The organism is Paenibacillus glycanilyticus NBRC 16618, assembly GCF_004000805.1.
In the GTDB taxonomy this organism is placed as follows: domain Bacteria; phylum Bacillota; class Bacilli; order Paenibacillales; family Paenibacillaceae; genus Pristimantibacillus; species Pristimantibacillus glycanilyticus.
In genome coordinates this window covers 1-25,638 of record NZ_BILY01000014.1, presented here as the reverse complement: position 1 = coordinate 25,638, position 25,638 = coordinate 1, and the positions used below count along the sequence as shown (strand labels likewise).

Annotated in this window: 28 protein-coding genes and 1 pseudogene; 11 read left to right on the top strand and 18 right to left on the bottom strand. The window is 49.1% G+C overall.

What is annotated here, in order from left to right:
* Positions 1-5: 5 nt before the first annotated feature.
* Genes PGL01S_RS13155 through PGL01S_RS13140 form a run of 4 tightly spaced genes read right to left on the bottom strand, consistent with a single transcriptional unit; the run spans position 6 to position 4,302 of the window.
* Positions 6-1,598 carry an MBOAT family O-acyltransferase gene (locus PGL01S_RS13155; RefSeq protein WP_127495072.1) on the bottom strand — a complete coding sequence of 531 codons (1,593 nt, stop codon included), beginning with the start codon at positions 1,596-1,598 and terminating at the stop codon, positions 6-8.
* 9 nt (positions 1,599-1,607) lie between these two features.
* Positions 1,608-1,838: a phosphopantetheine-binding protein gene (locus PGL01S_RS13150; protein WP_127495071.1), complete on the bottom strand. Its 231-nt coding sequence runs from the start codon at positions 1,836-1,838 to the stop codon at positions 1,608-1,610.
* A gap of 4 nt (positions 1,839-1,842) precedes the next feature.
* Entirely contained in the window at positions 1,843-3,360 is a 1,518-nt protein-coding gene (locus PGL01S_RS13145; protein ID WP_127495070.1) for an amino acid adenylation domain-containing protein, read from the bottom strand.
* Positions 3,361-3,378: 18 nt separating this feature from the next.
* Positions 3,379-4,302, bottom strand: coding sequence for a transglutaminase domain-containing protein (locus PGL01S_RS13140; RefSeq protein ID WP_127495069.1), 924 nt, complete (start codon positions 4,300-4,302; stop codon positions 3,379-3,381).
* A 175-nt stretch (positions 4,303-4,477) separates the two neighbouring features.
* Between PGL01S_RS13140 and cuyB (PGL01S_RS13135) the strand changes: the two genes are divergently transcribed.
* Positions 4,478-5,224, top strand: a complete 747-nt coding sequence (gene cuyB, locus PGL01S_RS13135; protein ID WP_244935579.1) for a cysteate racemase — start codon at positions 4,478-4,480, stop codon at positions 5,222-5,224.
* A gap of 1 nt (position 5,225) precedes the next feature.
* Here the strand turns inward: cuyB (PGL01S_RS13135) and PGL01S_RS13130 are convergent.
* From PGL01S_RS13130 to PGL01S_RS13120, 3 genes and pseudogenes are all read right to left on the bottom strand, one after another.
* Positions 5,226-5,444: pseudogene (locus PGL01S_RS13130) on the bottom strand (winged helix-turn-helix domain-containing protein); the annotation flags it as partial.
* A 126-nt stretch (positions 5,445-5,570) separates the two neighbouring features.
* Positions 5,571-6,293 carry a cysteate racemase gene (gene cuyB / locus PGL01S_RS13125; protein WP_127495068.1) on the bottom strand — a complete coding sequence of 241 codons (723 nt, stop codon included), beginning with the start codon at positions 6,291-6,293 and terminating at the stop codon, positions 5,571-5,573.
* Between the two features lie 238 nt (positions 6,294-6,531).
* Entirely contained in the window at positions 6,532-7,617 is a 1,086-nt protein-coding gene (locus PGL01S_RS13120; RefSeq protein ID WP_174806563.1) for an L-dopachrome tautomerase-related protein, read from the bottom strand.
* Between the two features lie 142 nt (positions 7,618-7,759).
* Between PGL01S_RS13120 and PGL01S_RS13115 the strand changes: the two genes are divergently transcribed.
* Positions 7,760-8,251 carry a CBO0543 family protein gene (locus PGL01S_RS13115; protein ID WP_244935578.1) on the top strand — a complete coding sequence of 164 codons (492 nt, stop codon included), beginning with the start codon at positions 7,760-7,762 and terminating at the stop codon, positions 8,249-8,251.
* On the top strand, positions 8,248-8,733 hold the full coding sequence (locus PGL01S_RS13110; RefSeq protein ID WP_127495067.1) for a CBO0543 family protein: 486 nt from the start codon (positions 8,248-8,250) through the stop codon (positions 8,731-8,733). Before PGL01S_RS13115 ends, PGL01S_RS13110 begins: the two co-directional genes overlap by 4 nt.
* A 55-nt stretch (positions 8,734-8,788) precedes the next feature.
* On the opposite strand, the gene PGL01S_RS13105 is transcribed toward PGL01S_RS13110, so the two are convergent.
* Positions 8,789-9,070 carry a hypothetical protein gene (locus PGL01S_RS13105; RefSeq protein WP_127495066.1) on the bottom strand — a complete coding sequence of 94 codons (282 nt, stop codon included), beginning with the start codon at positions 9,068-9,070 and terminating at the stop codon, positions 8,789-8,791.
* A gap of 157 nt (positions 9,071-9,227) precedes the next feature.
* On the opposite strand from PGL01S_RS13105, the gene PGL01S_RS13100 reads away from it, so the two are divergent.
* The 5 genes from PGL01S_RS13100 to PGL01S_RS13080 are packed head-to-tail and all read left to right on the top strand — an operon-like array spanning position 9,228 to position 11,547.
* Entirely contained in the window at positions 9,228-9,470 is a 243-nt protein-coding gene (locus tag PGL01S_RS13100) for a spore gernimation protein GerQ (protein ID WP_127495065.1), read from the top strand.
* A 12-nt stretch (positions 9,471-9,482) separates the two neighbouring features.
* The gene (locus PGL01S_RS13095) at positions 9,483-9,869 is read left to right on the top strand and encodes a spore coat protein (protein ID WP_127495064.1); all 387 of its coding nucleotides are present in this window, start codon (positions 9,483-9,485) and stop codon (positions 9,867-9,869) included.
* Positions 9,866-11,002 carry a zinc-dependent alcohol dehydrogenase gene (locus PGL01S_RS13090; RefSeq protein WP_127495063.1) on the top strand — a complete coding sequence of 379 codons (1,137 nt, stop codon included), beginning with the start codon at positions 9,866-9,868 and terminating at the stop codon, positions 11,000-11,002. Before PGL01S_RS13095 ends, PGL01S_RS13090 begins: the two co-directional genes overlap by 4 nt.
* Before the next feature lie 31 nt (positions 11,003-11,033).
* Complete coding sequence (locus PGL01S_RS13085) at positions 11,034-11,237, top strand: hypothetical protein (protein ID WP_127495062.1); 204 nt, start codon at positions 11,034-11,036, stop codon at positions 11,235-11,237.
* Between the two features lie 13 nt (positions 11,238-11,250).
* A complete protein-coding gene (locus PGL01S_RS13080) occupies positions 11,251-11,547 on the top strand; it encodes a spore coat protein (protein ID WP_127495061.1) in 297 nt (98 codons plus the stop codon).
* A gap of 61 nt (positions 11,548-11,608) precedes the next feature.
* On the opposite strand, the gene PGL01S_RS13075 is transcribed toward PGL01S_RS13080, so the two are convergent.
* Entirely contained in the window at positions 11,609-12,187 is a 579-nt protein-coding gene (locus tag PGL01S_RS13075; RefSeq protein ID WP_127495060.1) for a TetR/AcrR family transcriptional regulator, read from the bottom strand.
* A gap of 223 nt (positions 12,188-12,410) precedes the next feature.
* Between PGL01S_RS13075 and PGL01S_RS13070 the strand changes: the two genes are divergently transcribed.
* The gene (locus tag PGL01S_RS13070) at positions 12,411-13,610 is read left to right on the top strand and encodes an MFS transporter (protein WP_244935587.1); all 1,200 of its coding nucleotides are present in this window, start codon (positions 12,411-12,413) and stop codon (positions 13,608-13,610) included.
* A gap of 110 nt (positions 13,611-13,720) precedes the next feature.
* Here PGL01S_RS13070 and PGL01S_RS13065 read toward each other — a convergent pair whose 3' ends face one another.
* Both PGL01S_RS13065 and PGL01S_RS13060 read right to left on the bottom strand, forming a co-directional pair.
* Positions 13,721-14,959 (bottom strand): amidohydrolase family protein, encoded by a 1,239-nt coding sequence (locus tag PGL01S_RS13065; RefSeq protein ID WP_127495058.1) that lies wholly within the window; start codon positions 14,957-14,959, stop codon positions 13,721-13,723.
* A 4-nt stretch (positions 14,960-14,963) separates the two neighbouring features.
* Positions 14,964-16,226, bottom strand: coding sequence for an amidohydrolase (locus PGL01S_RS13060; protein WP_127495057.1), 1,263 nt, complete (start codon positions 16,224-16,226; stop codon positions 14,964-14,966).
* A 150-nt stretch (positions 16,227-16,376) separates the two neighbouring features.
* On the opposite strand from PGL01S_RS13060, the gene PGL01S_RS13055 reads away from it, so the two are divergent.
* Positions 16,377-17,309, top strand: coding sequence for a LysR family transcriptional regulator (locus PGL01S_RS13055; RefSeq protein WP_127495056.1), 933 nt, complete (start codon positions 16,377-16,379; stop codon positions 17,307-17,309).
* A gap of 125 nt (positions 17,310-17,434) precedes the next feature.
* Entirely contained in the window at positions 17,435-18,460 is a 1,026-nt protein-coding gene (locus tag PGL01S_RS13050; RefSeq protein WP_127495055.1) for a tRNA dihydrouridine synthase, read from the top strand.
* A 64-nt stretch (positions 18,461-18,524) separates the two neighbouring features.
* On the opposite strand, the gene msrA is transcribed toward PGL01S_RS13050, so the two are convergent.
* The 7 genes from msrA to PGL01S_RS13015 form a co-directional block, all read right to left on the bottom strand.
* Positions 18,525-19,481, bottom strand: coding sequence for a peptide-methionine (S)-S-oxide reductase MsrA (gene msrA / locus PGL01S_RS13045; protein WP_127495054.1), 957 nt, complete (start codon positions 19,479-19,481; stop codon positions 18,525-18,527).
* Between the two features lie 198 nt (positions 19,482-19,679).
* The gene (locus PGL01S_RS13040) at positions 19,680-20,753 is read right to left on the bottom strand and encodes a Gfo/Idh/MocA family protein (RefSeq protein WP_127495053.1); all 1,074 of its coding nucleotides are present in this window, start codon (positions 20,751-20,753) and stop codon (positions 19,680-19,682) included.
* A 3-nt stretch (positions 20,754-20,756) separates the two neighbouring features.
* On the bottom strand, positions 20,757-21,755 hold the full coding sequence (locus PGL01S_RS13035) for a Gfo/Idh/MocA family protein (RefSeq protein WP_127495052.1): 999 nt from the start codon (positions 21,753-21,755) through the stop codon (positions 20,757-20,759).
* A 516-nt stretch (positions 21,756-22,271) separates the two neighbouring features.
* Positions 22,272-22,775, bottom strand: a complete 504-nt coding sequence (locus PGL01S_RS13030) for a DinB family protein (RefSeq protein ID WP_127495051.1) — start codon at positions 22,773-22,775, stop codon at positions 22,272-22,274.
* A gap of 101 nt (positions 22,776-22,876) precedes the next feature.
* Entirely contained in the window at positions 22,877-23,179 is a 303-nt protein-coding gene (locus tag PGL01S_RS13025) for a Dabb family protein (protein WP_127495050.1), read from the bottom strand.
* A gap of 107 nt (positions 23,180-23,286) precedes the next feature.
* A complete protein-coding gene (locus PGL01S_RS13020) occupies positions 23,287-23,739 on the bottom strand; it encodes a VOC family protein (RefSeq protein WP_127495049.1) in 453 nt (150 codons plus the stop codon).
* Between the two features lie 88 nt (positions 23,740-23,827).
* On the bottom strand, positions 23,828-25,638 hold a 1,811-nt coding region (locus PGL01S_RS13015; RefSeq protein ID WP_218032364.1), incomplete at its 5' end, for a DEAD/DEAH box helicase.

Here is a 25,638-nt window from a genome sequence, read left to right as displayed (position 1 = left end):
TGAAATCAGAACTGATTATAGATAAATTGCTTCGCGTCATAACCGACGCCGTAAGCCCCGAAGACCAGGATCGAGAGGATCAGCATGCCGTAAAGCGAATACCTTACGCCAATCGGCTGCGCCTCTATCTTCTCCCTCACGCTCCCGCTTCTTTGAAGCAAGCTGACGATTCCGACGACCGCTAGGCTCAACAGGATTAAGACATAGTGACTAAAGGAGATGCCCAGATGAAGCAACGAACCGTCGAATAAGACTCGATAATTGAAGGTCGTGAACATGGACCCGAACATCCTGAACGTCAGCGGCACGTCCATGTAACAGTCGAACAGCCGGATCGAGCTCATCAGCAGCAGCGTCCGCACGACTTGGAAAGAGCGGAATCCGAACGTATGCTTGACGTTGAACTTTCCATGGAACCAATCGTAGAACGGTTCCAGTTCTTGCGAGATAAGAATGATGATACCGTTCGCCAGTCCCCATGCGATGAAGTTCCAGCTGGAGCCGTGCCAGATGCCGGTGGCGAACCAGGTCGTTAAAGTCGCTAGATACACGGGCGCGCGCTTGCCGATCGCATTGCCGAACCGCCGGCGGGAGAACTTCGACAGGGCTAGCATCGGCTTCGAGACGGACATCGGGAAAAAGACGTAATCCCGGAACCAAGCGCCCATCGAAATATGCCATCTGCGCCAGTAATCCGTGATCGATTTGGCGAAATACGGTCTTAGGAAATTTTCCTGAACCTTGACGCCTAGCACTTGGGCAATCCCGATCGTAATATCGATACCGCCGGAAAAGTCGGCCAACAGTTGAAACGCGTATAGCAACATGCCAACCAACACGAACGCTCCATGATAGTGACCGGGATCGTCGAAAATCGTTCGAACGGCAACCATCAGTTGATCGGCGATGACCAGCTTTTTGAAAAATCCCCATGCGATTCGCTGCAAGCCGAACTTTACGTTGCGGCCGTCGAAGTCGTGCGGGCCGTACAACGTCTTGCCCAATTGATCGAATCGGCTAATCGGTCCTTGTATGACTTCGGGGAAAAAGGAAACGAATAACGCGAACTTGAACAGATTGCGCTCCGGCGGAAATTTGCCCCTGTAGACGTCGATCAGGTAAGCCGCGCTCTTAAACGTATAGAAGGAAATGCCGAGCGGAACGGCGATCGTCCAGAAGGAAATGCCGCCTTCGCTTCCGAAAGCCCGGGCGATGTGATTGATGTTCGCGATCGCGAAATCGGTGTATTTGACAAAAGCAAGTATGCCCAAGGCCACGAACAAGGCGAGCAGCATCGGAATCCGTTTTCTAGCTTTCATCTTGGATTTGTATTCGTTGATCACGGATTTGGCCAATTCGTGCTTATGTTCCCGTAGATACGCGGATTCGGTCTGCGCCAAGTCGCCGATTCGGCGTCCGGCATAATAAACGCAAACCGTCGTTGCCGCGATATAAGCAAGAAATTGAAGCCCGGAGAACGCATAGAACAAATAGCTGGCGATGAGAAGCAATACCCACTGGTATCTTCTCGGAATGAGATAATAAAAGACGAACAAGGAAGCAAGAAAGAGAATGAAACCGTATGAGGTGAAAAGCATGGTCTCCCCCTATAAATCGTCAGATAGTCTTTTGATTAACGCATACAACGCCTGGGCGGAATTGAAGTTATCCGGCGTAATTTCCTCTACGGGAATCGTCACGCCGAATTCGCCGTCGATTTCCGCAAGCAGCGTGACGATGTCGAACGAATCCAACACTTTATCCTTGATTAACGTATCGCATTGACGAAAATCGATGTCAGGGTGCATATCTTCCAATATTTTCAATAACTCATCCATTTGCTTAACTCTCCTTCTTGACGCAAGTTTCTTTGAGGTAAACGCGATCGATTTTTCCGTTCGTCGTGAGCGGCATCGCGTCTAACCGCTCAATCCGATTAGGAATCATATATTTCGGCAGCAGTTGCTTCAGTTCCTTGACGATCGATCTGGCGTCCGTTTCGCCTACGAAGAATAAGACGATCTTCTCCATGGTTTTGTCGTAAACGCAGCAAGCGCTTTTGATCCCTTCCAGCCGATTGACGTTTGCCTCAATTTCTCCGAGCTCTATGCGATACCCCATATGCTTGATCTGGTAATCTTTGCGCGAGACGAACATCAGCTCGCCATGCTCGTTGTATTTGCCTAAATCCCCCGTCCGGTAGATCAGTTCGGGATACTGGTCGTTCAACGGATTTTGTACGAAGACTTCGTTCATTTTGGCGAAATCTCCGTAATAGCCCATTGTCAGGCAAGTGCCCCGAATGCATATTTCTCCGGCTTCCCCGGGAGCGGCTTCACGATCGCCTGCACCGAGCAAGAGGATTTCGGTATTCCGAAACGGCCTGCCGATCGGTAAAATCTCGTGTTCCTCGAACGCCCGTTCCACCTTGTAGTAACACGACATGCCGGTCGCTTCGGTTGGGCCGTATAAGTTAACGAATTTCGCGTTAGGCAACGCTCTTCTCCACAGATTGAATTGCTTCACAGGGAATACTTCGCTGCCGAACGCGACGGTATGCAGATATTGCGGAACCAGCTTGTCCAGCACTTTGAAGGAAGAGATCATCGTTAACGCCGATACGACCCAGCATACGGTGTTAATGCGATACTCGTTCAGGAACTCCACCAATTTGAGCGGGAACATAAACAGGCTCTTCGGGATGATATACGTCGTCGCTCCGAACTTCAGGGTCGGAAATAGTTCTTTAAAGCAAGCATCGAGATACAGCGGCGTCTGGTTCCCGAATATCGTGTCTTCGCACAGCGAGAGCACGTCGGATAAGTTCTCGATATAATCGATCACCGATCTGTGGTTGGCGATGACGCCCTTCGGTACGCCCGTTGAGCCGGACGTGAAGACGACGTACAAAGGATCCGTGTCCAAGGCGGAAAGGCGTATTCGGGTTAATGCCTCGTCGTCGACAGGACCTTGAATCAAGTCGTCGAACAGATGAACGTTCCCTTGAAAGTCGATGGCATCGGCGGTTGCCATCGTCGACTCGTCGCAGATGATTACGCCGGGATTTATCTTCCGAACGATCGTCTCGATGCGGGTGCGGGGCATCTCTTCGTCGAGCGGTACGTAGAAATTGCCGCTGTAGATGACGCCGTAATAAGCCGCGATCGCTTTTGGACTCCTGTTCATGAATACGACGATTGGCTGCTTTTGCAAATGGTGCCTGTTTAGAAACGTTCCGATCGCTCTGGACTGCCCGTACACTTCTTGGAACGTAAGGCTGAATTCGTCGTTCGCGTAAGCTATTTTGTCCGGTACTCTTCGTACCGTATACTCTAAATACTCCATGACGTTGAACTGCATAAGGCAAACCTCCCCTCCTTATTTAAGATACTTGCTTCTTTCCTTGAGCGGTTTGGTCGGCGTTGCCGGATGTTTGGACTTATCGAATAGGTAGTAGTTCTTAAATTGCTTATTAAATTCGGCCAGCTCTGCGTCTGTAAGCAGGAAAGTCGTATTCTTTTTGATCGTGGGAGTGGTATCGAAGTGATACCAGGCGCCATCCACTTTGACTAAGCTCCAGAAATGTTTCGTTTTTCTGCCTTTGTCCCGGATCACGGTTTGCGTTTCGAAGCCGCTTCTCTCCATCAGCATCCTTGCGGTGGCATAGTAGACGAAGCAGTCGCCCGTACCTTGTTTAAACCCTTGAAGAGCGCCTTTTCTCCAATCGGTGTGGCTGGAGCTGTCGACATAGCCGATGTTGTACTTCGTCCATTTGAAGATTGCCCATAACTTATCGACATCCGTCATGTCTTCCGTCACGATCTTGGCGAGTACGGTATCCGCCAGTTTATTCAGTTCGTCCTCGTTGAGGGGGCTTGCAGGTTTTACCTTAACCGTTACGGTAGCCTCCGCTTGGGCTATGTTGCCTGCGGCATCCTTGGCCATATACGTAAGGTTGTAAACGCCGGCTTTCTTTAGGTTGACGCCGCCCGTGTCTACGACCAAAGGGACGTTCATATCGAGATTATCCTTAACGGTTACGCCGGTTTTGTACGAAACGCGGTCTCCGATAAAGACGGTTAAATTTTTGACTCCCGTGATTTTGGGCGGCTCCGTATCAGCCTTGGTGTCCGGCGTCGCGGCAGACGCGGCAGTCGGTGCGGCAGTCGGCGTGGCTGCGGGATTGGTATCCGCCGATATGCTGTCAATCGAGGTCCATATAACCAATGCGGCAATAAAAATGAAGGAAAATACTAAGATGGCCTTGTTACGTCTAGCACGTTTAGTTCGTTTAGTGCGCATGCGGCAACCCCATTTCAGTTGAAACTTTGCGAATAATTCCAATTCAATTCAGTTCACTTTACTATAGCCAAAACCGGATTTCGGGATTCAAAAATTTTCATTTAAATGAAAATTTATGACCGAATTCTCATAGTATTAATACATGAAAAAGATGATGATGCAAAATAAGGTAGAGATGATGAGACGATCCCTATTAGGCGTGATCGGCGGGATGGGACCAAAGGCGACATCGGTTTTTTTCGAGAGAGTTATTGAATTCACCGAAGCGGAAGCGGATCAGGACCATATTGACATGATTATTTTGAATCATGCGTCATTGCCGGACCGAACGAGCTCGATCCTTGAGCGGAAAGATCAGCAGTTCCTTCGGTTGATCCAAGCGGACATCGCGTTGCTCGAGCATGCGGAAGTGTCGAACATCGTGATCCCTTGCAATACGGCGCATCGTTTCTTCGACGACATTCAAGCCATGACGGCTATTCCGATCGTCAACATGGTAAGAGAAACGGTCGAAGAACTGCTCGCGAAACATAAAGCCAATAGTAAAATCGGCATTCTCGCGACCGACGCCACCCTTCAAACCGATATCTATTCGGATGTCCTGCGGCAATACGGCCTTGAGCCGTTCATCCCGAGCCCAAGCATGCAACAAAGCATTATGAGCATCATCTATGAAGATATCAAAAAAACCGGTCATTCGGATTCTCGTGTGCTCGAAGGTATTATGACGGAAATGCTACAGCGGGAGAAATGCGACGGCGTCGTTCTCGCGTGCACGGAATTATCTTGCATAGAATTAGGCGAATCCGTGCGGCCTTACTATATCGACGCCTTGGATGTTCTCGTGAATCGGTCCATTACGTTATCCGGCGGTACGATCAAGCCCGCCCTAAAGATAAAGACGCATCTATCGAGAAAATAATTCATTCATTATCCAGTGGCTTTGTAATAAACTTATAACCAATTCCGTTAATCGTTTGAATGAGCCCTTGCCATCTTTCAAGCTTCTTGCGGAGCCTTTGGATATGTATATCTACCGTTCTGGTTCCCCCGGCATAATGATTCAGCAGCACCTTTCTGGAATACACCCGATCAGGATTACACGCAAGCTCAACAAGAAGATCAAACTCCAAGCGCGTAAGATATGGCACTGGAAATGCTGAAGTCGTCTTCTACAACAAGTACTTTCAACATAATAACCCCCTTTTGAACAAACTCTTGACTCTATGAAATGATTGAAGGAGTTATATCTTTCCGTGATGCGGGTATTATGCGAGATCAGCAACTTTAACGCTTTTACCCGAACGAAGAATGGATTGCTCTACGAGCACATCCATAGCATCAATGCAATATCTTTTGATATTTTGCCGCAATGGTATACTTGATAATTCCGTGCAAGCAATTACGACACAGTCGCAATCGAAGTCGCTCAGCAGCTTCTCTATGATGTCCTCGATTTCTGCCGGATTAACCTGTTGATTTTTCTTTAGTTTCTTATAAATGATACTCATGATACGTTTCTGTATTTCTTCATTCGGCTTGTATAGTTTAAGTTTCAATTTTTCGCATTCTTCGCTATATAGCCCGTTATGCAAGGTTCCATCCGTCGCCAAAATCCCTACTTTACTGCCCGATCCAAACTTATCCGCCACAAGCTTAAGCGTCTCGTTAACCATATTAATAATCGGAATGGTGGTCATTTCCTGCATCTCATTATAAAAGCAGTGTGCCGTGTTACAGGGTATTGCAATATTGGACACGCCGGCATGATGAAGGAGAGCCATATCTTTAGAAATTTGATCTAAGAATAGATCCCCTTCCTTCTTTCGAAGAACATCGGTCCTGTCAGGAAGACTCGTATGATTAAGAATAATGATATTAATGTGATTCTGATCCATATCCGCATTTGTTCTGTTTATGATTCTTTCAAAAAAAACCGAGGTAGCTTTGGGACCCATTCCGCCAATAATGCCTAAACTCCCATGTTCCATCTTCGTTCACCCACTTAGCCGCATTCAATCTTCACGCCATTCACTTTGTTCCGTTCATAGCGCTAAACTAATCATGCAAAAAACATATCTCAAAAATATATACAAGATGTAACGTAGTTGTAACATTTAAATGAATAGAATCCATGCTCTCAAAATACACAAATGACAAAAATTCTGCGGATACAAAAAAACCGTTTCGCGGTAATTGCCGCGAAACGGTTCAGTAATCCGAAATTCATTAAAAGGTAGGAGCCGGCGGTTCTTCTATTTTCATACGGAGTAAACTATAAGGCTTCTCCCGCAGGTCATTGCCATAATGAAATCTTGACTGCCGATGTAATTGGTTCACGATGAAATATAAGTATTGATCTGGACCAATAGAAAAAGTATCCGGCCATAGCATTCTCGGATCATGCGCAATGGTTTCCATAATTCCATTCGGCAATATCTTTCGAATACTATTATTTTCATAGTCTCCGGCGTAAACGTTTCCTTTTGCATCGGTGATCATTCCATCGGATGCCCCTTTTTCTCCCCAATACTTCACGTAATGTTGTAAATTCCTATCCGGTATCGTTCGGTCTCTAAGGACTTCCGTTGAAATCGAGTAGAGCTGACGGCTGGTGAGAGGACAAAAATACAACGTCTTGCCGTCCGGGGAAATCGCTATACCATCGGATGCCAATCTAAAGGGTGAAGTAGATCCGTCTTTGTTGCGATTCATCAGGATTCTACCTTCCACTTTGGGTAAGAAAAAGAGATCGGGCGAAGTTGAATTTGCTCCGTTTAACCGTCTCCAGGCATAGCCCGTTTCTAAATCAACGACAATAATGGCTCCTGGCCCTCGGGAAGACGAATCCGTTATATAGGCGTAACCTGCTCTCCCGACACGAAAATCAAATCGGACATCATTCAGATAAGTGGTTGGCAGGACAACATCATCCGTAAAGGTATAAACGCTTTTTATGGTATTTGAATTTAAATCGACAGCGACTAGCTTTGCCCCGCCTTTGATGGGTTCAGAGAAATTTGGAGCCCCCGTATCCAGTACCCAAAGCGTTCCCCTGCCATCCGTAACGACACTTTGAACACTAATGAAGGATGTTGCGATATTCGATGGGTTTACCACATTCGCTTCTATACTAGGATAAGGCTGAATGGTATCGTTAACGATTTCAGCCACCGTAAATTTAACGTCGTCTCCCCATTTCGGAAAGCAAATGAAGATACGCCCGGTTTCTGAAACCGTTACGCCTGTAGGCATGGCTCCGTAAAATAAAAAAACCGCCTCAAGCTTACCAAAATACGTTTCACTCGGTAACATCACTTGTATGAAAGCCTCCCCCAACACGCTCGAACTGCCATCACCTATTTATATGACTGCATGTGAGTGTCTATAACACAAGATGATGAGTATAAGAAGTACATCATACATAGGAGTCTCCTCTCCTGTACAAGCTATGGCCATGGACATGGAACGAAATTTATTGCTGCTAGTCTGGTTTGTGTGTGTAACCACCATCTATTTTTTTGTTCCAAAAGCAAAAGCTCATGAATTTGTGTTGTGCTTTCTTGTGTGTCAGGCTGTTGGATGGATAGTAGAAATTCTGCTCGTTCAATTTGATTTGGTGGCCTACCCATTACGTGAATTTCCCAAAGCATCGGATTTAAATATCACGTTCAAAGTGGTGTGGACGCCTGTTGCCAGCGGTCTGTATTACATTCATAGACCTCGGGCGAATAAATGGATAACGTGTTTTTACTTTGGTGTCTGGATTTCACTGCTCACCTTAATCGACGGGATGCTGGCCGCAAAAACCGAATTGGTGGAATATGTTCATTTTCACTGGAGTCTGATGGCAATCGTGTTATCGATTATATTTCTCTCCGTTCACGTTCTAGTGAGCTGGTTTTTTAAAGACCGGAAAGTTTTCAGAAAGGAATTGAGCGAGGGATGAGTTTGCTGGCGCAGTACGGCATTATCGTTTCAGCGTGGATCCTTTCATTATTAATGATTCTCGTCATCCCAAGGGAGAAACGTCGATTGGCGATGGTTGCTTTTTTATTCAAACAGTATTTAACGTGTATTTTCGGTCATGTCGTAGTCGAACTCCAACTTCTCGCCTATCCCGTAAGGGAGTTTGCCGAAGTTAACCGGACGAGTTTCACCTACGAATATATGGCCTTTCCGATGACATGCGCGGTGTTTAACGCGTATTATCCGAGCTCACGGAGCGGCTGGGTTCAATTCGGCTATTACGTGCTATTCACTACTGTACTGATAATTGGTGAGGTGCTGCTCCAACAATATACCGATCTGATTCGGTATGTTCATTGGAACTGGTTTTGGTCGTGGGCTACGATTTTCCTCACGTTCCTGATGACTCGGGCTTTCTGCGTGATCTACTTTGGGACAATGAGAGGTGCCAGATATATATAAAAGAAGCCTTCAAAACCACTATTAGAAGTGGAATTGAAGGCTCTTTGCTATCGTTTTACTGTTGGTCCGGCAGTCGTAATGCGTTTGCTGAAGTTTGCGCTTGATCTAAAAATTCCTCTGCTTGGGTCAATTGCTGCCGGGCTGTCTCCAAGGCTTGTGAATTTGTTGCCGCATTAGATTCACTGATCGAGCTTAGCGCCTGATTTAAAGCCGTTTGCACTTCAGAGACCGCGTTAGATGCATGCTGCTCCAGCGTATTGCTGCTCGAATGAAGCGAATCTTGTGCTGGTTTTCTTGCATTTTCGGTAGCTAGATCAATTTTGTTTTCATTGGGCAAGATGAGTCCTCCTTCCTTGAGCGAAGATCAAATGACTTAAACAGAAGTAAGTATGCGGTTGTGATTTTGTTTATATTCGGGCCATCCATTTTTAGTATAGGATTCAATGCGCAGGATAAGCTAATTCGGATTAAAGGAAGGAGAGGATACTTTCTCAATGGATATGCCAACGCTAGCACCACACGAATCAATGGAACTGCATGAAGCGCTAAACTTCAAAACACTCTGCCTGGCTAAGTCAAAACTTATGCAAGGCTTGGTCTTTGACCAAGAGTTAAAAGCGTTAATGCAGAAGGACGTCATTCTATCCACGCAGCAGATCGCCGAGCTTCAGGCCATCTACGCAAGAGCCCCTTTCCAAGCGCCTGTTCCGAATAGCCCGACACCTATCACTCATTAAAGGGGAACGCCAATGAATACCGATTATTTAGACCCGATTAACTCGTTAAATATGCCGGAGATGGCAGATATGACATTTGCAACGGATTTCCTTATCCGTGCCAAAGAAGGCGTAAGAAATTTGTCCATCGCCCTGACGGAAACGGCTTCTCCCGATGTAAGAGCGCTGTTGCGCAATCATCTTATGCAGGGAATTGCACTGCACCAAGAAATCACGGAGCTTATGATTCGCAAAAAATGGTTCCATCCTTACGAACTGAACGAACAATACCAGCTCGACCAGCTTTCAGCCAAAAATACGGTGATGATCGGGCAGATGAATTTGTTCCCGGGTGATACGTCGCGTAAAGGAATGTTTGATCGGACCCCAGATGAACATATTGGAGGACATAATGCATGAAGGCGGTAACGTATCAAGGGATTAAAAATGTCGTGGTCAAAGAGGTGCCGGATCCGAAGATTGTAAAACCGGACGATATGATTGTAAGAATCACCAGTTCCGCCATATGCGGATCGGACCTTCACCTGATTCACGGGATGATCCCTAACCTTCAGGAAAACTATGTCATCGGGCATGAACCGATGGGGATTGTCGAAGAAGTAGGCCCTGGTGTGACCAAGGTAAAGAAAGGCGACCGGGTAATCATCCCTTTCAACATCGCATGCGGAGAATGCTTTTTTTGTAAGAATCAGCTGGAAAGCCAATGCGACAATTCAAACGAACACGGGGATATGGGCGCCTATTTCGGCTACTCCGGAACGACCGGCGGTTACCCTGGCGGGCAAGCCGAGTATCTGCGGGTTCCGTATGCTAACTTCACCCACTTCAAGATTCCCGAAAGCTGCGAGCAGCCGGACGAAAAGCTGAGTTTGATCGCCGATGCCATGACGACGGCATTCTGGAGCGTGGATAACGCCGGCGTCAAGAATGGAGATACGGTCATCGTGCTCGGCTGCGGTCCGGTCGGACTTCTGGCCCAAAAATTCTGCTGGCTTAAGGGAGCAAAGCGGGTCATCGCTGTTGATTATGTCGATTACCGCTTACAGCATGCGAAGCGAACGAACCATGTGGAAATCGTAAACTTCGAACAGGATAAGAATATTGGCAACACGCTAAAGGAAATGACCAAAGGCGGAGCCGATGTCGTGATTGATGCGGTTGGAATGGACGGCAAGATGAGCGATCTCGAATTTCTAGCCAGCGGTTTGAAACTGCAAGGCGGCACCATGAGCGCATTTATCATTGCGTCCCAGGCTGTACGCAAAGGCGGTACCATCCAAGTCACTGGCGTATACGGCGGACGTTATAACGGATTCCCGCTCGGAGACATCATGCAACGCAACGTGAATATCCGGTCCGGACAAGCCCCGGTCATTCACTATATGCCGTATATGTACGAGCTTGTTACGTCGGGCAAAGTAGACCCGGGAGATATTGTTACGCACGTCATTCCGCTTAGCGAAGCCAAGCATGGTTATGAAGTGTTCGATACGAAAACGGACAATTGCATCAAAGTCATCTTAAAACCGTGATTTAAGGTGTACTACAGGGAGGACAATCCGAATGAATTCCAATTACGCTTTGCATGAGATGCTGGAGGTTCATGAAATCACTGCGTTCAAGACCGTTTGCATGACCAAATCCAAAACCATGCAAGCTCTGGTAACCGACCCGGAGCTCAATCAAATTTTGCAACAAGACGTACAATTATCACAGCAGCACCTTCAGGAGCTCAGTGGAGTGCTGTCTAAAGCGACTCTAACCTAAAGGAGATAAGAACATGAACACCCTAATCGAACACTTGACAGGGCTTCATACGCTGACCGATGACGTGATCGCAATGGATCTGTTGATGAACGCCAAGAGCGGAGTCAGAAACTACGCCATGGCCGTAACCGAATGCGTCACCCCCGAAATCAAGCAAATTTTGATGAAACAGCTGGACGATGCTATAGACTCCCATGAAAAGATAACAAACTACATGATACAGCGGGGCTTGTACCATCCCTACCATATTCCGGAGCAAATTGAGCTCGATCTCAATAATATACAGACCGCTATGAACATTCCGTCCTGACACCATATTCGTTCCGACAAAACGCGCAAAACCGCTATGGTTCAGGCGCGTTTTTTTTCTCTTAGAGAAGCGATATAGCTGCATTAATCGCATTATCGATAAACAATCGATCCGGTCGCGCCTTTAACATAACCGTGATTCCGATTAATGAAACGACTAAACTTTGAGCTAAAGCTTTGGTATTTATATCTGCATAAAGTTCTCCGGTTTGAGTCCCCTTTTCAATCGCTTCTTGAAATAAGACAGCTAAATACATTTGATGTTCTCTTGTAATAATCGCGAATTTCTCATCCTTGGACGCAAGTTCTACCATCGTATTGATGCAAAAGCATCCCAGGCTGTCTTCCCCTTGGTACGCTTCATCGGCCAAACCTGTAAAATACGAATGAATAGCATCCTTGATAGAGGATTTACTGTTAAGTTTCTCCCTAACATTTGAAGCATGCCATAGCGTGTACTTGCGTAAGGCTTGCTCAAACAGTTGTTCTTTATCGCCAAAAGCTAAATAAAGGCTAGGTCGTTGAATGGCCATTGCCGACGTCAAATCGTTTAATGATGCAGCCTCAAAGCCTTTTTCCCAAAACACTCGCATCGCGGCATGAAGCGCTTCCTCCTTATCGAACTCCCGAAGTCGAACCATAGCTTTTCCTCCCTATATTATACTGATCGGTATGATATAAATCATATTGTTAAGCCATCCAGTTTGTCAAATGTCCTTAAAATATCTCTTGACTTCAGGAATCTCTGGAGGTATTTTTATTTCATGCCCTTATTTTACCGTTCGGTATAATATACTACCCAGTACAATACATTGTGAGGAGGGTGATGAGAAGATGGTAAAGGTTAGTTCCGGGAAGGAAGAAATGGAGGCAATAACAGAGCAAGCTTATTCCAATCGCCAGCCTGCTGTAATGTCGAGGGGGTTAGCGTTATTGTTTGCCGTAGCATGCGGGCTGGCTGTCGCGAATGTTTATTACGCACAACCCCTGCTTGACGCTATCTCAAGTGAATTTGATATGGGGCGTTCGTCCGTTGGTATCGTTATTACGGTCACGCAAGGATTTTATGCGTTAGGCCTTCTGTTGCTTGTACCGCTTGGTGATTTGATTAACAGACGCTGGTTGATTCCGGGGCAAATGTTCTTGTCCGTGATCGCCTTGGTCACCATCGCTCTCGCCCCGGGAGCGGGAGTATTGTTCTCGGGTTTGGCGGTCGTAGGATTGCTGGCCGTTGTCACGCAAACGCTTGTCGCTTATGCGGCAGCCTTAGCTCTTCCTTCTGCTCGGGGACGTATCATCGGCCTAGTAACTAGCGGCATCGTAATCGGCATCTTATTTGCGAGATCTACTGCAGGAATATTAACCGATCTTGCCGGCTGGCGTTCCGTTTATCTTTTCTCCGCAGGCTGCCTGTTTATTATTGCATTGACGCTTCTTAAGTTTTTACCGCAAGAACAACATAAAGCATCGCTGACATATATCCAGCTGCTTCAATCGGTATTTGCGTTGTATAGAGAGGAACGCGTCTTGCGTATTCGCTCCTTATTCGGATTGCTGATCTTTACAGCTTTCAGTATCTTTTGGACCGCGCTAGTATTGCCGCTCAGCATGCCTCCGCTATCGCTCTCGCATACGGTAATCGGAGCTTTCGGTCTTGTTGGCGTTGCCGGGGCATTGGGGGCAGCTAGAGCTGGACGTTTGGCCGACCGTGGGCAGGGACAACATACAACAGGTATAGCACTCGTGATATTAATGGTATCGTGGCTGCCAATCAGCTATACGAAGCAATCGCTTGCCGCTCTTGTCGTTGGCATAATCCTTCTTGATCTTGCGGTTCAAGCCGTGCACGTTACGAACCAAAGCATGATTTTGAAAGTCCGTCCTGAGGCTCGCAGCAGGCTTACCGCAGCGTACATGATTTTCTATTCCATTGGCAGTGCCATTGGTTCGATTGCTTCTACAAGTCTATACGCTCATGCCGGTTGGACCGGGGTATGTTGGCTTGGAGCGGGGGTAAGTGCAATCGCCTTGTTGCTGTGGGTCGTTACGAGTCGCCCAAAGTAATAAATGGACAAAAAACGGCTTTGAATAGAACTGCTTGTCGTTTGGCAACACGTAATTAAGGAAGGCAACCGTCGTTCTGACCGGCTGCCTTCCTCAAGTGATACTGGTGTTTACTGTTCAAGCAGACTCTTCAACGAGCCGGAAACGACGGCGCCTCCGAATAATACCGCCTTGCGCTGTGCCCGCCGCGCTACCGCTTCCGAGGAGCAGCTGGCTTGCACGAAAACCGCGTCGGCTTTATCGCCAACCGCAGGCCATACTCGCTTGCCATTGGCGTCAAGCGGAATCGTGCCCCCGGTGATAAAGCCGAGTGATTCCGCGAGCGAACGTTCGTCGACGAACCGGTACAACTCGGCGAGCAGGCCTGCCTTCTCCAGGCAATCCCCGGTACCGAACGGCGACCAATGATCGGTGATGCTGTCATTGCCTAATTCTACTTTGACTCCCTTAGCTTTCAGCATTGGAATCGGCATGATCAAGTTGCCGAACGGTACCGTCGAGGTGACGGAAATGCCTAATCCCGCAAACCTCTTGGCCAATTCAGCGGCGGCTTCGCTCTCGCCCGCAAAGCCAAACGCATGGCTTACCGTTACTTTGCCTTGCCACCCCGCCTGCTCCGTAAGATCGGCAAGCCTGTGCATCGTCGTCAAGCCGGGCTCGCCGCGGTCGTGAATATGGATGTCGACGCCCGCATTCGTTTGAACGGCGATGTCCATGATCGTCTGCAGCGATTTCTCGATATTCTCGTCGACGGTTGCCGGGTCTACCCCTCCGACATGGGTCGCACCTTGCTTCATCGCTTCCTTCACCAGCTCGATAGCATGGGAGCGAAGTAGTCCATGCTGAGGAAACGCAACGATCTCATGCGTCATTTTGCCCGAGAACGTCTCAAACGCCCGCATCGTTGCTTCCAAGTTTTTCATGCCGACGACCGGGTCGATGTTGCAGTGTGTCCGGACATGGGTAGATCCGAATCCAAGCAGCATGCCGAGCATGCTTTCCGCTCGCTGCCTAGCCGTCGGCAGCAGTTTCGGCAGCAGCTCGCGTTCTTCTTCGAACCTTCCGAAAATGCTGGATACGGGCCGCACCGCTTTCCACGGTCCGCTGTAATAGGTTTTATCGATATGGATGTGCATTTCCTTGAAAGCAGGCAGCATGAGGAGCCCGTCCGCATCAAGCTGCGGAAGCCCGTCGCTTGGCCGATTGTCGGAGTCTATGATCGCCGCGACTTGGCCATCCTCCACACGGATATGACAGATGTCCGTATCGGTTCCGACGATGGCATCGTCTTCATAACGGTAGCCGCTTTCCAAGCGAACGTCGACCAGCCAGTAAGCCGAATGTTTCATGTCGTCACCCCCTCTCCAACGATCCCGAAACGACCGTTCCTTTATACATGACTGCCGGACGTTTCGCTCTTCTGGCGACCGCTTCCGCCGAGCAGCTCGCTTCCGCGAAAACGATGCTTGCTTCGTCCCCCGGCTTCGGCCATGCTTGTCTTCCATCCGAATCAAGCTGCGTGCGACCTCCCGTTATCAAACGGATCGAATCGGCCAGCGCTTGCTCCGTGTTATAGCCAAACCGTTCCGCCAAGCGGCCTGCCCGTTCGAGAATATCTCCGTTGCCGAACGGCGACCACGAATCGAAAATATTGTCGCACCCGACCGCTACCGGCACTCCCTTTGCGCGAAGGAAAGGAACCGGCGGGATCGATCGCCCTATCGGCACGCTCGTGATGATCGTGACGCCGAGCTCAGCCAACCGCTGCGCGGTCTCGTCCGCTTCCCGGCCTTCCATATCACCCAGCGCAAATGCATGGCTGATCGATACGCGGCCTTGCCAGCCGGCTTCCTCCGTCAATTGCGCCAACCGTTTGATCGTCTGAAGACCGATGCTCCCCCCGTCGTGCAGATGCAAATCGACATCCGCGTCCGCTTCCACGGCCAGCTCCATCATCTGCTGCAGCGATCTTTCCATGTCGCCGTCAACGGTCGCCGGATCCACGCCGCCAATCAAGCCGCAGCCTCGGGCCAGCGCCTCCCTCACAAGCCCGGCGGATTGCGTTCGGATGAGCCCATGCTGCGGAAAGGCGACGATTTCGACGGCCAGCTTGCCCTCGAAGGCTGCAATCGCTTCCTGAATGGCCTCCAAATGACGAAGCCCGGCCTCGGGGTAGATGTCGACATGCGTGCGCACATGCGTCGAACCCGCCTGAAGCAACGTGCCAAGCAGCGTCTCGGCTCGATGCTTCATCGATGTCGCCAGCTTGGGCAGCGTGTTCTTCTCGATTTCGAAACGTTCGAATATTGTCGGCGCCGGACGAACCGGCCGCCAACGGTCGCCGAGCAACGTCTTGTCCAGATGGCAATGCTTTTCGATGAAGGACGGCAATGCAAGCAGCCCCCGCGCGTCAAGGACGGGCAACGCTTTGGTCGATTCCGTTCCGCCTTGTATTGTTCCGTGCGGCATCTCGCTGCTTGCAGTATTGATTTCGGCAATTATGCCGTTCTCGATCAGCAGATCATATAAACCCGTGGTCGTCCCCGTAACGGCGCCATTTTCTTTCGAATGACCGTTTTCCAGACGGACATTCTTCATCAAATACGTTTCGTGCATGGTTCCTCACCTCTCCGTGCGTATTCATACTACCTGAGTCTGTTCCGCTTTCTGATGTAAATATGCTACCATGAGTAAAACCAAACGAAAAATATATATATAATTAGTTTCACTTAACTTTTTCATATAGGGAGAGGAGCTGTTTCGTCCTTGGACATCAGACAACTTCGGTATTTTATAGCGATTGTGGAGGAAAGAAGCATTTCAGCTGCCGCGCGAAGACTTTTTCTCTCTCAACCGCCAATAAGCCAACTTTTGAAAGCAATGGAAAGTGAACTCGCGACAACGCTAGTGGAAAGAAGCGGGAAGTATTTAGAAGTTACCGAAGCCGGAAAAGCCTTGTATAAATATGCGTTGCAAATGGATCAGTTAATGGAAGAAGCGAAAACGGAAGTAAAGCAAGTCGGAAACGGGGTTAACGGCAACCTGGCGATAGGCGTCAATACGTTTTCGGTTGCCGAATTGCCCGAAATCCTTCTCCATTTTCAGAGGCAATACCCGAAGGTCACTTATAAAATACAGCAAAACGAATCCGCGTATCTCTGTCAATTAGTCAGAGAACGCGAAGTCGAATTAGCTTTCATTCGATTACCTCTCGGGTTGGATGAGTTTTCGGTGCTGCATCTCTACGCTGAACCGTTCTATTTGATCACGTCTAAGAAACAGAAACGGTTCGAAGATGAAGTATCGCTTGCAGACGTTCAAAACCAACCGCTCCTGCTGCCAAGCACGCAGGGATTAGGCGTGCATTATTTGATTTTGGAGGCATTTTCCCGCCTTCATTTGCGTCCCAACCTTGTTGGCGAGTGTTCCGACATTGCGCTCTTAATGGATTTGGTTTCATCCGGCTTCAGCGCGTCGATCGTTCCGGAAACGCTGCTTAAAAGATACAAAGGATATGCCATACATGCGCACAAGATTACCGGCGAGCCTCTAATGGCGGCCCCGGTCGGATTAATATGGCTGAAGAATCACCTTCTATCCAAGACGGCACAAAATTTTATCGAGTTTATGCAAAAGGAACGGAACGATGCTATGACCATACCTAACGATACGAAGTACGAGTATTCGGCTGACCTATAATCATAACTGATAAACAATCACAGTTGTTTTTGTGCATGAAACGAAAAAAAATGATACTATGTATGATGGGTTAACGAGTTTACAATAGCCTAATCATTTTAATTGCTGCAAAAGAAGGAGATTATATGAGTAACGAAAATTTCTGGCTTGATTTACCCAAGCCATTTTTTATATTAGCACCAATGGAAGATGTCACAGATGTTGTATTTCGTCACGTTGTTAGTACAGCTGCAAAACCAGACGTATTTTTCACAGAATTCACTAGTACCGATAGTTATTGCAACCCTGCAGGAATAGAAAGCACCCGCGGTCGGTTAACGTTTACGGAAGATGAGCAACCGATCGTTGCTCATCTTTGGGGCAATAAGCCGGCATTTTTTGAGCAGATGAGTATGGATATGAAAAAGCTTGGTTTTCGCGGTATCGATATAAACATGGGATGCCCTGTACAAAACGTCGCTTCCAATGGAAAAGGTGCGGGATTAATACGGCATCCTGAAGTTGCGGCAGCCATTATTCAAGCAGCCAAAGCAGGCGGACTGCCAGTTAGTGTAAAAACAAGATTGGGTTACTCTGAGGTTGACGAGTGGCGAGGTTGGTTAACGCATATATTGAAACAAGATATTGCCAATCTGTCGATTCATCTTCGTACGAAAAAAGAAATGAGCAAAGTAGATGCGCACTGGGAACTCATCCCCGAAATAAAAAAATTACGCGATGAAATTGCTCCAAACACGCTGTTAACCATTAATGGAGATATTCCCGACCGCGCAACCGGATTGAAATTAGTGGAACAATACGGCGTTGATGGCGTCATGATTGGCCGCGGTATCTTCACCAACCCATTCGCTTTTGAAAAAGAACCTAAAGAACATAGTGCGAAGGACTTTCTCCAATTGCTTCTATTACAGTTGGATCTTCACGATAAATATTCAACAGAAGTCCTGCCGCGTTCATTTAAACCGCTTCTTCGCTTTTTCAAAATCTATGTTCGTGGATTTAGAGGCGCAAACGAATTAAGAATTCAATTAATGGAAACGAAATCAACCGATGAAGTTCGTCGTTTAGTGAATGCTGTTTTAGATCAGATTGACGCATCCCTTCCGGAATCCAAAAATTTAGAGTTAACGCCGGATGGTTTGCGAAATTAATACGAGTACATCAAAAAATAAGAGACCTTTCAAAAGTTCAATGAACTCTTGAAAGGTCTCTTATTTATGTGAAAAACGGGATATAGCGGCCGTACCCTTCCGTCTCTAATTGCTCTGCCGGAATAAAGCGTAAAGAAGCGGAATTGATACGGTACTGAGGCTGGTTAAGATCTTGGACTAAGTGACCCAAATGCGACTTGGATATTCGGCTGCGAAGCGCCGTTCGCACCTGACCGTTGCTTAGATCGGATTCTTTCCGAATCCAGCCCTCTTCAATTGGCTTTGAAAAGGTTGGCCAGCCGGTTCCAGCATCGTACTTGTCCCTGGAGCTGAACAACGGATCGCCGTTTATGACATCGACATAAAGCCCCTCGCGTTCGTTATTCCAATATGCGTTCTGAAACGCAGGTTCTGTATCCCTATTCTGTGTAACGTTATATTGCAGCTCCGTTAATTGCTGACGAAGCTGATCTTTGTCTTTCTTCGTATTCCAGCTTCGTTCGAAGAATTCTTTTCGTCCGCTGCCTTCATGATACAAATTGTAAGATCTTCGGTGCGTATTGTAATAATCCTGATGCTCATCCTCAGCAGGATAGAATGCCATCGCGGGTAAGATTTCGGTCAAGATAGGCTTCTTGAATCGTTTGCTCTTCTTCAATGCTTGCTTAGAGGATTCTGCCTTCTTGCGCTGTTCCTCATTATGTACAAATATCGCGGTTCGGTATGATGAGCCACGATCCCCGAATTGTCCGCCATGATCGGTGGGATCAATGAGCTGCCAGTAGATATCAAGGAGTCGCTCATAAGGAAACAACTCCGGCCGAAATGTAATTTGAACAGCTTCGACATGACCTGTCGTTTCCGTACCGACTTCTTCGTAGGTCGGATTTATGGTATGGCCGCCCGTATAACCGGAAACGACCGAATCAATCCCGGGAAGTTTGTCGAACGGCTGTACCATGCACCAGAAACAGCCTCCTGCAAATGTAGCGATCTCTGTCCTCTGATTTGAATTAAGCATTACCTATGCACCACCAGACTTCCGTTTCTGCCATTCTTATTAGTCACATTGTATGTCTTGTCGGGTATGGGATCAAGTTATTATCAATTTAAAACCAGACCTACCGTGACTCCTAATAAAAAAGCAACCGAACGTTATACGCCGGCTGCTCCGATATCTTAGAACTATTGATCCAATTGTCCTGTCATGTCCGTCTAGTCAGTCGAAGAAGACCGGCTTCCCGGTTTCGGCGGAAATATAGACCGCCTCGAGAATCGCCGAAACAACCATCGCTTCTTCGGGCTTCACAAGCGGCTCCTCATCGTTTACAATGCATTCGATCCACTGCTTGGCTTCGTACTCGAAATCGGTTAGATTCTCGCCCCTGAAGCGTTCTCTCGCCTTCGGATCTACGTCGATGACGTTCAGGAACAGGCTGCCGTCCCTCTCGCCGTTGATTCGCAGGCCTCCGTTGAAGTCCGCCCCGCCTTTCGTGCCGCACAAATACGACCCTTCCGTCTTGGCGACATTAAGTGCCCAGCTGGTTTCAATCGAAACGACGGCGCCGTTCTTAAATTTCACATAGCCAAAGGCCGAATCCTCCACTTCGAACTCCTTCGGGTTCCAGGAACCCCACTCGTTCGCCGCGTTCTCCGTATGCTTTAATTTGTGGAAGACGCTGCCCACGACGCTTTCCGGCTCGTAATTGTTCATCAGCCAGAGGATGAGATCCAGAGAATGAGTGCCGATATCGATCATCGGACCTCCGCCCTGCTTCTCTTTATCCAGAAACACGCCCCATGTGGGGACTCCCCTCCGTCTGGTCGCAACCGCTTTGGCATAATAGATTTCGCCAAGCTCGCCGTTCTCGATCATTTTCTTCAGCAGTTGGGACTGCGCTTTGCTCCGGTTTTGGTAGCCGACCGTCAGCTTCTTCCCGGTCCGGACATGAGCGTCATACATGGCTTTCGCTTCGGCTCCGGTCTTTGCCATCGGCTTCTCGCACATGACATGCTTCCCGGCCTCCAGTGCCGCGATCGAGATCTCAGCATGCGAGATATTCGGCGTCAGAACATGAATGACTTCGATTTCTTCCATGGCTAGAAGTTCTTTGTAATCCGTGAACACCAAGGCGCCTGGAGCACCGTACTTCTCGGCGGCTTCGCGCGCGCGTTCCTCGATCAGATCGCAGAATGCAACCATCTCTGCTTGTTCAACCTTGGCCAGGCTTGGCATATGCTTGCCGTTCGCGATCATGCCGCATCCGATAATCCCTATCTTGACTGTACGCATTGCTTACATCCTCCCGGCTGAATTGAATTCGACCGTTCTTCGCTCTCGATGCGCAATATAGGCCGTTTCTAGCAGCTCCGTCAGCTTTGTGCCATCCTCCAGCCCGAAGGGCATCGGCACGTCGTTCAGGACGCCGTTCACCCATTGCGTCAATGGCAGCGGCTGCGCTTCAGGCAGCCGGTAAGGAGAAATCCAGCCCTGAAGCGGTGAATCGGCATGCTTGGATGCAACTTGCACGCTGTCCCCGGAGATGATAAGCGTTCCTTCCGTACCGTAAAGCTCGAACGCCGGCGGCGTCCGGTAAGTGACCAGGCTGGTTTCCAGCAGCGCGACCGCATTGTTCGCGAACTCGATCGAGCATTGCGCGTTGTCTTCAACTGCTCGGCCCGTGAAATGGCTGAACATCGACGTGATGCGCTTCGGCTGGCCGAGCAGCCAGCTGGCCAGGTACATCGGGTGGCAGCCGAGATCCATCATGGCGCCTCCGCCTGCTAGTTTCTCGTCGTACCAATAGTCGGGCAGCCAATTGCGGAGCGCGCCGTCATGGCCGTTTCGAATGCGCAATAGTGTGATTTCGCCGAGTTGGCCTTCGTCCAGCAGCTGCTTGGCGAACAGATGATGCGGTCTGGTCCGGGCGGGGAACGAAATGCAGAACTTGACGCCCGCCTGCCGGACAGCAGCCGAGATAAGGTCGCATTCCGCGAAGGTAAGCGCCATCGCTTTCTCGGTGAAAATATGCTTGCCCGCGTTCGCTGCGGCGATCATCACATCGGCATGCATGCTTGTCGGAGCATCGACGACTACGGCGTCCACGTCCTCCCTGCGGAGGAGTGCATCAAGGTCGGATTCGAACCCGGCTCCGAGCTCTTTTGCCCAGGCGCTACCCCGTTCCTTGTTCTCATCCCATACGGCCGTAATGGTAGCGTTCTCAAGCGATTGCAGGTGTTTGGCGTACCCGTCGGCATGAACATGCCACTTGCTGAGCATGGCAACATTTAGCATTCGAGAATCCCTCCAAGTTCATGTAATAAAAAGGCGGCTCGTTGCTTATTCGATTTTAGGTGCATGCGTCTTGCAAAGGTGAGTTATGCGAGCAGTTACAGTGGAGTGGTAAATGAATGGGAGTAGTGGCGGACGGCCGTCCGAGGTTGAAGAAATGTACCTAAAGGCGGACTATATATAATGCATGGTATAACGGTCGCAATCGCCATTATGCGGTTAGGTGCGGTGCTTTCAACTATGAAAATCAAGCTCGGTAAGGCTCGCTCGTAATCGGCACTAAGTACTCGAAATGAAGCACCTCTCTTTGTGCGGCGGAATCACCTCCAACCTGTCAAGCGTATCTAAAATATATCATATATATTAAATATGAAACAATATTACATAAGGACAGAAAAACAATGAGATTGCGACGAATAATGGGATCCTAGTTTATACAAATAAAAAAAACCGCGTGAAACGCGGCTTAGAAATAGCTATCGGTGAGGGGTATGACAGATTCGTTCGCGGAACGAAGCTTCAGTCCCACACTAAATTCCCCTTCCTCATTTTTGCTATATATATGATTTGTCCTGTATGACTAGGTAAATGTCTGAATTGATGCAAAAGCATTTCTAGAACGGTACATTCATTGTTTAATGCACCAGAGTCGAATGGCGGGTAATGTAAATACGGCTGTTCCAGCAATCGTTCAGGGTTTGCTTTCATCATTTCGAGAACTCCGATAATAGAATCATAGGACTTCTTCGAAATTTCCAGTGCCTGGTCTTTCGACATCTGCAACCCTCTTTCGAATTCGATACTCCTGTACTCATTCATTGGAGCTCCGTAGTAGGCGACATCAAACCAATAACGTGCTGCTCCTGATATATGCGCTATCAAATTAGCTATGCTATTGCTCTCAGGCGTCGGCGACCAGGAGAGATCTTCTTCGGATAATTGCTCAATCACAATTCGAGTCCATTTCTGATCCGCTTTGTATTTATGTAATAGCAAATCAATAACAATATTAGAACTGTCCAAATCAGTACCCTCTCAATCATAAAAATCTCGTTATTTTATCAATGGCAATCTGTTCGTCGAATAATTGCCGGCCATCTTTTCGGAACACTTTTAGGCATGAACTAGACCTTTGGATAATCAACAACTACAACATTTTCTAGGACACCATCTAGTGATTTTACAAATTCCTGATGGACGGGATGAGGTCCATAGGAACGAAGGGATTCAAGGCTATCAAATGTAACCCGTAATCCAAGCGTGTAGCCGTGTACATTTTCCGTTTCTTCGGTTACGTTGAGGCCAGCACTTATATCGAGAATTCCCGGGATACGTTCCTTAAACCCGAGCAATTGACCCAGCAGTTCCTGGTGCTTGGCAGGTGTGATATTCGTATTGAACTTGAAAATAACGAGATGTTCATACATAACTTATTACCTCCGTATATTATGAATTGGCGGTTTATCTAAGGGGTATATTTAATCAGCACCTTCAGACCGTCCGCCATTCTGTTATGTTGTCTATTATACGTCGCTTATTTATTACCGAGTTGTTCCGCCAAACCGATTAGATGTCCTTCTTTTCCGCGAATGTAGCAGAGCCGATACGAGTTTTCGTACTGAACAACCTCGCCAACGAGCTGAGCACCATGCTTAACGAGTCTAGACAACAATTCGTCAATGTCTTCAACGGTGAACATGACGCGAAGATAACCGAGGGCATTTACAGGAGCAGTCCGGTGATCCGATATTGTGGCCGGGGCGAGAAATCGCGAAAGCTCAAGCCGGCTGTGTCCATCCGGGGTAACCATCATTGCAATCTCTACGCACTGAGAACCGAGCCCGGTTACGCGGCCAGCCCATTCGCCTTCGACAGTGGCTCTCCCTTCGAGCTTCAAGCCAATCTCCTCGAAGAAGGAGATGGCGTCATCGAGGGATTCTACAACAATGCCAACATTGTCCATTCTTAGCAATTTGCTTTTTGCCATCGTTTTATCTCCTTATGCGCGCAAATTTATGAGATGATCATCTTCATATTTATTCTATCCATAGACGCGAATACCAGAGCCGGTCGCGCTATTCCGACCAGTCGCGCCGCAGTGTGAACAGGTCGCGCAACGCGTCCGTCGAAAGCTCCGTGATCCAGCTTTCCGAGCTTGTGATGACATCGTCGCTCAGCTGCTGCTTGCTCTCGAGCATCTCGTCGATCCGCTCCTCCAGCGTGCCGAGCGATATAAACTTGTGCACCTGCACGTCGCGCGTCTGGCCCATCCGGTAGGCGCGATCCGTCGCCTGGTTCTCCACGGCGGGGTTCCACCAGCGGTCGAAATGGAATACATGGTTCGCCGCGGTCAGATTGAGCCCTACGCCGCCGGCTTTGATCGACAAGATGAACACATTCGGCTGCTCCGCGGCTGGCAGCTCACGGGACTGGAACTGTTCGATCATCCTGTCGCGGGTCGTTTTGGACGAGCCGCCGTGCAAGTATAGGACGGGCTCGCCAAGCTCCCGCGCGAGCACTCGCTGTAGCATTTCGCCCATGCCGATGTACTGCGTAAAAATCAGGCATCGCTCGCCTTCTTCTCGCAGCTCCTTCACGAGGTCGAGCAGCCGTTCGAGCTTGGCGGAGCGGCTGATGAGCATAGCCGATTCGGCGGCTTCCTCCCGCTCGTCTTCCGGCACAGGCACGACTTCCTTCGTAAAGAGTACGGGGTGGTTGCACAGCTGCTTCAGCCGGGTCAGCGCGGAGAGGATCGCTCCCTTGCGCTGAATACCTTCCAGCTTTTTGACCTCGTCCATCAGCTCCTTGACGGTCTGCTCGTAGAGCGCGCTTTGCTCTCCGGTGAGATGGATATAGGTCTTCATTTCGTTCTTCTCCGGCAAGTCCAGCATAATGTTCGGATCCTTCTTCTTGCGCCTGAGCATAAACGGCTTCACAAGCCGCTGCAGCTCCTGCGTCCGCTTCTCGTCGCGCTCGCGCTCGATCGCTTGCCCGAACCGCTCTGCGAAGACTCGGGCAGTGCCAAGATAGCCCGGATTAGTAAAATCGTAGATCGACCACAGCTCCGCGAGCCGGTTCTCGATCGGCGTGCCCGTCAGCGCAATGCGATGCCTCGCGGGGAAGCTCTTCACCGCCATGGCCTGCTTCGTGTTGGCGTTCTTGATGTTCTGCGCTTCATCGAGGCAGATCGCCGACCAGGTATAGCCGCCGAGCAGCTCCTGATCCAATGTTGATGTCGCGTATGAGGTCAGCACAAGGTCCGCCTCAGCCGCTTCCTCGTAAAATGCTTCGCCGCCCAGCCGTTTGCTGCCATAATGAAGCAGGATTCGCAGCGATGGCGCGAATCGACGCACTTCCTTCTGCCAGTTGCCAAGTACCGAGGTTGGACAGATCAGCAGGGCGGGACGGCGTCTTCCGTTCGCGGATTCCTCCTCGGCGACGTGCAGCAGGTACGTGATGAACTGTATGGTCTTTCCGAGGCCCATGTCATCGGCAAGAACGGCGCCGATCCCATACTTCCGCAGGAAAGCGAGCCAAGAGAAGCCGCCCTGCTGGTAGCTGCGCAGCTCCGCATGCAGCGTCGTCGGCACCGGGACCGACGGCCAGTCGGCCTGTTGCGTCAGCTGACCGATAACATTCGTCAGGTGCTCGTTAAGCTCAAGGTCCATCTCCAGTTCGCCTTCGTTCTTGTCGTCTTCCTCGCCGACACTCTCGCCGTCTTTGCCCGTTGCCGCCTGCATGAATAAGCCGCGATTGCGGCGTAGATGCAGCTGCAGAACGTCTTGGAAGGACAGTCCCCGCCTTGGATCGACGCCCGCCATCGCTTTACGGATCTGCGCCAGCAGGGCCGGATCAAGCGGAACCCATTGGCCGCGAAACTGCACGA

Excerpts from the sequence above, each read along its gene's own strand:
- PGL01S_RS13035 (WP_127495052.1), bottom strand. The coding sequence starts at position 21,755 with ATGCTAAATGTTGCCATGCTCAGCAAGTGGCATGTTCATGCCGACGGG.
- PGL01S_RS13040 (WP_127495053.1), bottom strand. The coding sequence starts at position 20,753 with ATGCGTACAGTCAAGATAGGGATTATCGGATGCGGCATGATCGCGAAC.
- PGL01S_RS13020 (WP_127495049.1), bottom strand. The coding sequence starts at position 23,739 with ATGGCAAAAAGCAAATTGCTAAGAATGGACAATGTTGGCATTGTTGTA.
- PGL01S_RS13085 (WP_127495062.1), top strand. The coding sequence starts at position 11,034 with ATGAATTCCAATTACGCTTTGCATGAGATGCTGGAGGTTCATGAAATC.
- PGL01S_RS13095 (WP_127495064.1), top strand. The coding sequence starts at position 9,483 with ATGAATACCGATTATTTAGACCCGATTAACTCGTTAAATATGCCGGAG.
- PGL01S_RS13025 (WP_127495050.1), bottom strand. The coding sequence starts at position 23,179 with ATGTATGAACATCTCGTTATTTTCAAGTTCAATACGAATATCACACCT.
- PGL01S_RS13075 (WP_127495060.1), bottom strand. The coding sequence starts at position 12,187 with ATGGTTCGACTTCGGGAGTTCGATAAGGAGGAAGCGCTTCATGCCGCG.
- PGL01S_RS13155 (WP_127495072.1), bottom strand. The coding sequence starts at position 1,598 with ATGCTTTTCACCTCATACGGTTTCATTCTCTTTCTTGCTTCCTTGTTC.
- PGL01S_RS13110 (WP_127495067.1), top strand. The coding sequence starts at position 8,248 with ATGAGTTTGCTGGCGCAGTACGGCATTATCGTTTCAGCGTGGATCCTT.
- PGL01S_RS13065 (WP_127495058.1), bottom strand. The coding sequence starts at position 14,959 with ATGAAACATTCGGCTTACTGGCTGGTCGACGTTCGCTTGGAAAGCGGC.
- PGL01S_RS13140 (WP_127495069.1), bottom strand. The coding sequence starts at position 4,302 with ATGCGCACTAAACGAACTAAACGTGCTAGACGTAACAAGGCCATCTTA.
- PGL01S_RS13050 (WP_127495055.1), top strand. The coding sequence starts at position 17,435 with ATGAGTAACGAAAATTTCTGGCTTGATTTACCCAAGCCATTTTTTATA.
- PGL01S_RS13100 (WP_127495065.1), top strand. The coding sequence starts at position 9,228 with ATGGATATGCCAACGCTAGCACCACACGAATCAATGGAACTGCATGAA.
- msrA (WP_127495054.1), bottom strand. The coding sequence starts at position 19,481 with ATGCTTAATTCAAATCAGAGGACAGAGATCGCTACATTTGCAGGAGGC.
- PGL01S_RS13150 (WP_127495071.1), bottom strand. The coding sequence starts at position 1,838 with ATGGATGAGTTATTGAAAATATTGGAAGATATGCACCCTGACATCGAT.
- PGL01S_RS13145 (WP_127495070.1), bottom strand. The coding sequence starts at position 3,360 with ATGCAGTTCAACGTCATGGAGTATTTAGAGTATACGGTACGAAGAGTA.
- PGL01S_RS13070 (WP_244935587.1), top strand. The coding sequence starts at position 12,411 with ATGGAGGCAATAACAGAGCAAGCTTATTCCAATCGCCAGCCTGCTGTA.
- PGL01S_RS13090 (WP_127495063.1), top strand. The coding sequence starts at position 9,866 with ATGAAGGCGGTAACGTATCAAGGGATTAAAAATGTCGTGGTCAAAGAG.
- PGL01S_RS13115 (WP_244935578.1), top strand. The coding sequence starts at position 7,760 with ATGGACATGGAACGAAATTTATTGCTGCTAGTCTGGTTTGTGTGTGTA.
- cuyB (WP_244935579.1), top strand. The coding sequence starts at position 4,478 with ATGATGAGACGATCCCTATTAGGCGTGATCGGCGGGATGGGACCAAAG.
- cuyB (WP_127495068.1), bottom strand. The coding sequence starts at position 6,293 with ATGGAACATGGGAGTTTAGGCATTATTGGCGGAATGGGTCCCAAAGCT.
- PGL01S_RS13080 (WP_127495061.1), top strand. The coding sequence starts at position 11,251 with ATGAACACCCTAATCGAACACTTGACAGGGCTTCATACGCTGACCGAT.
- PGL01S_RS13120 (WP_174806563.1), bottom strand. The coding sequence starts at position 7,617 with ATGTTACCGAGTGAAACGTATTTTGGTAAGCTTGAGGCGGTTTTTTTA.
- PGL01S_RS13060 (WP_127495057.1), bottom strand. The coding sequence starts at position 16,226 with ATGCACGAAACGTATTTGATGAAGAATGTCCGTCTGGAAAACGGTCAT.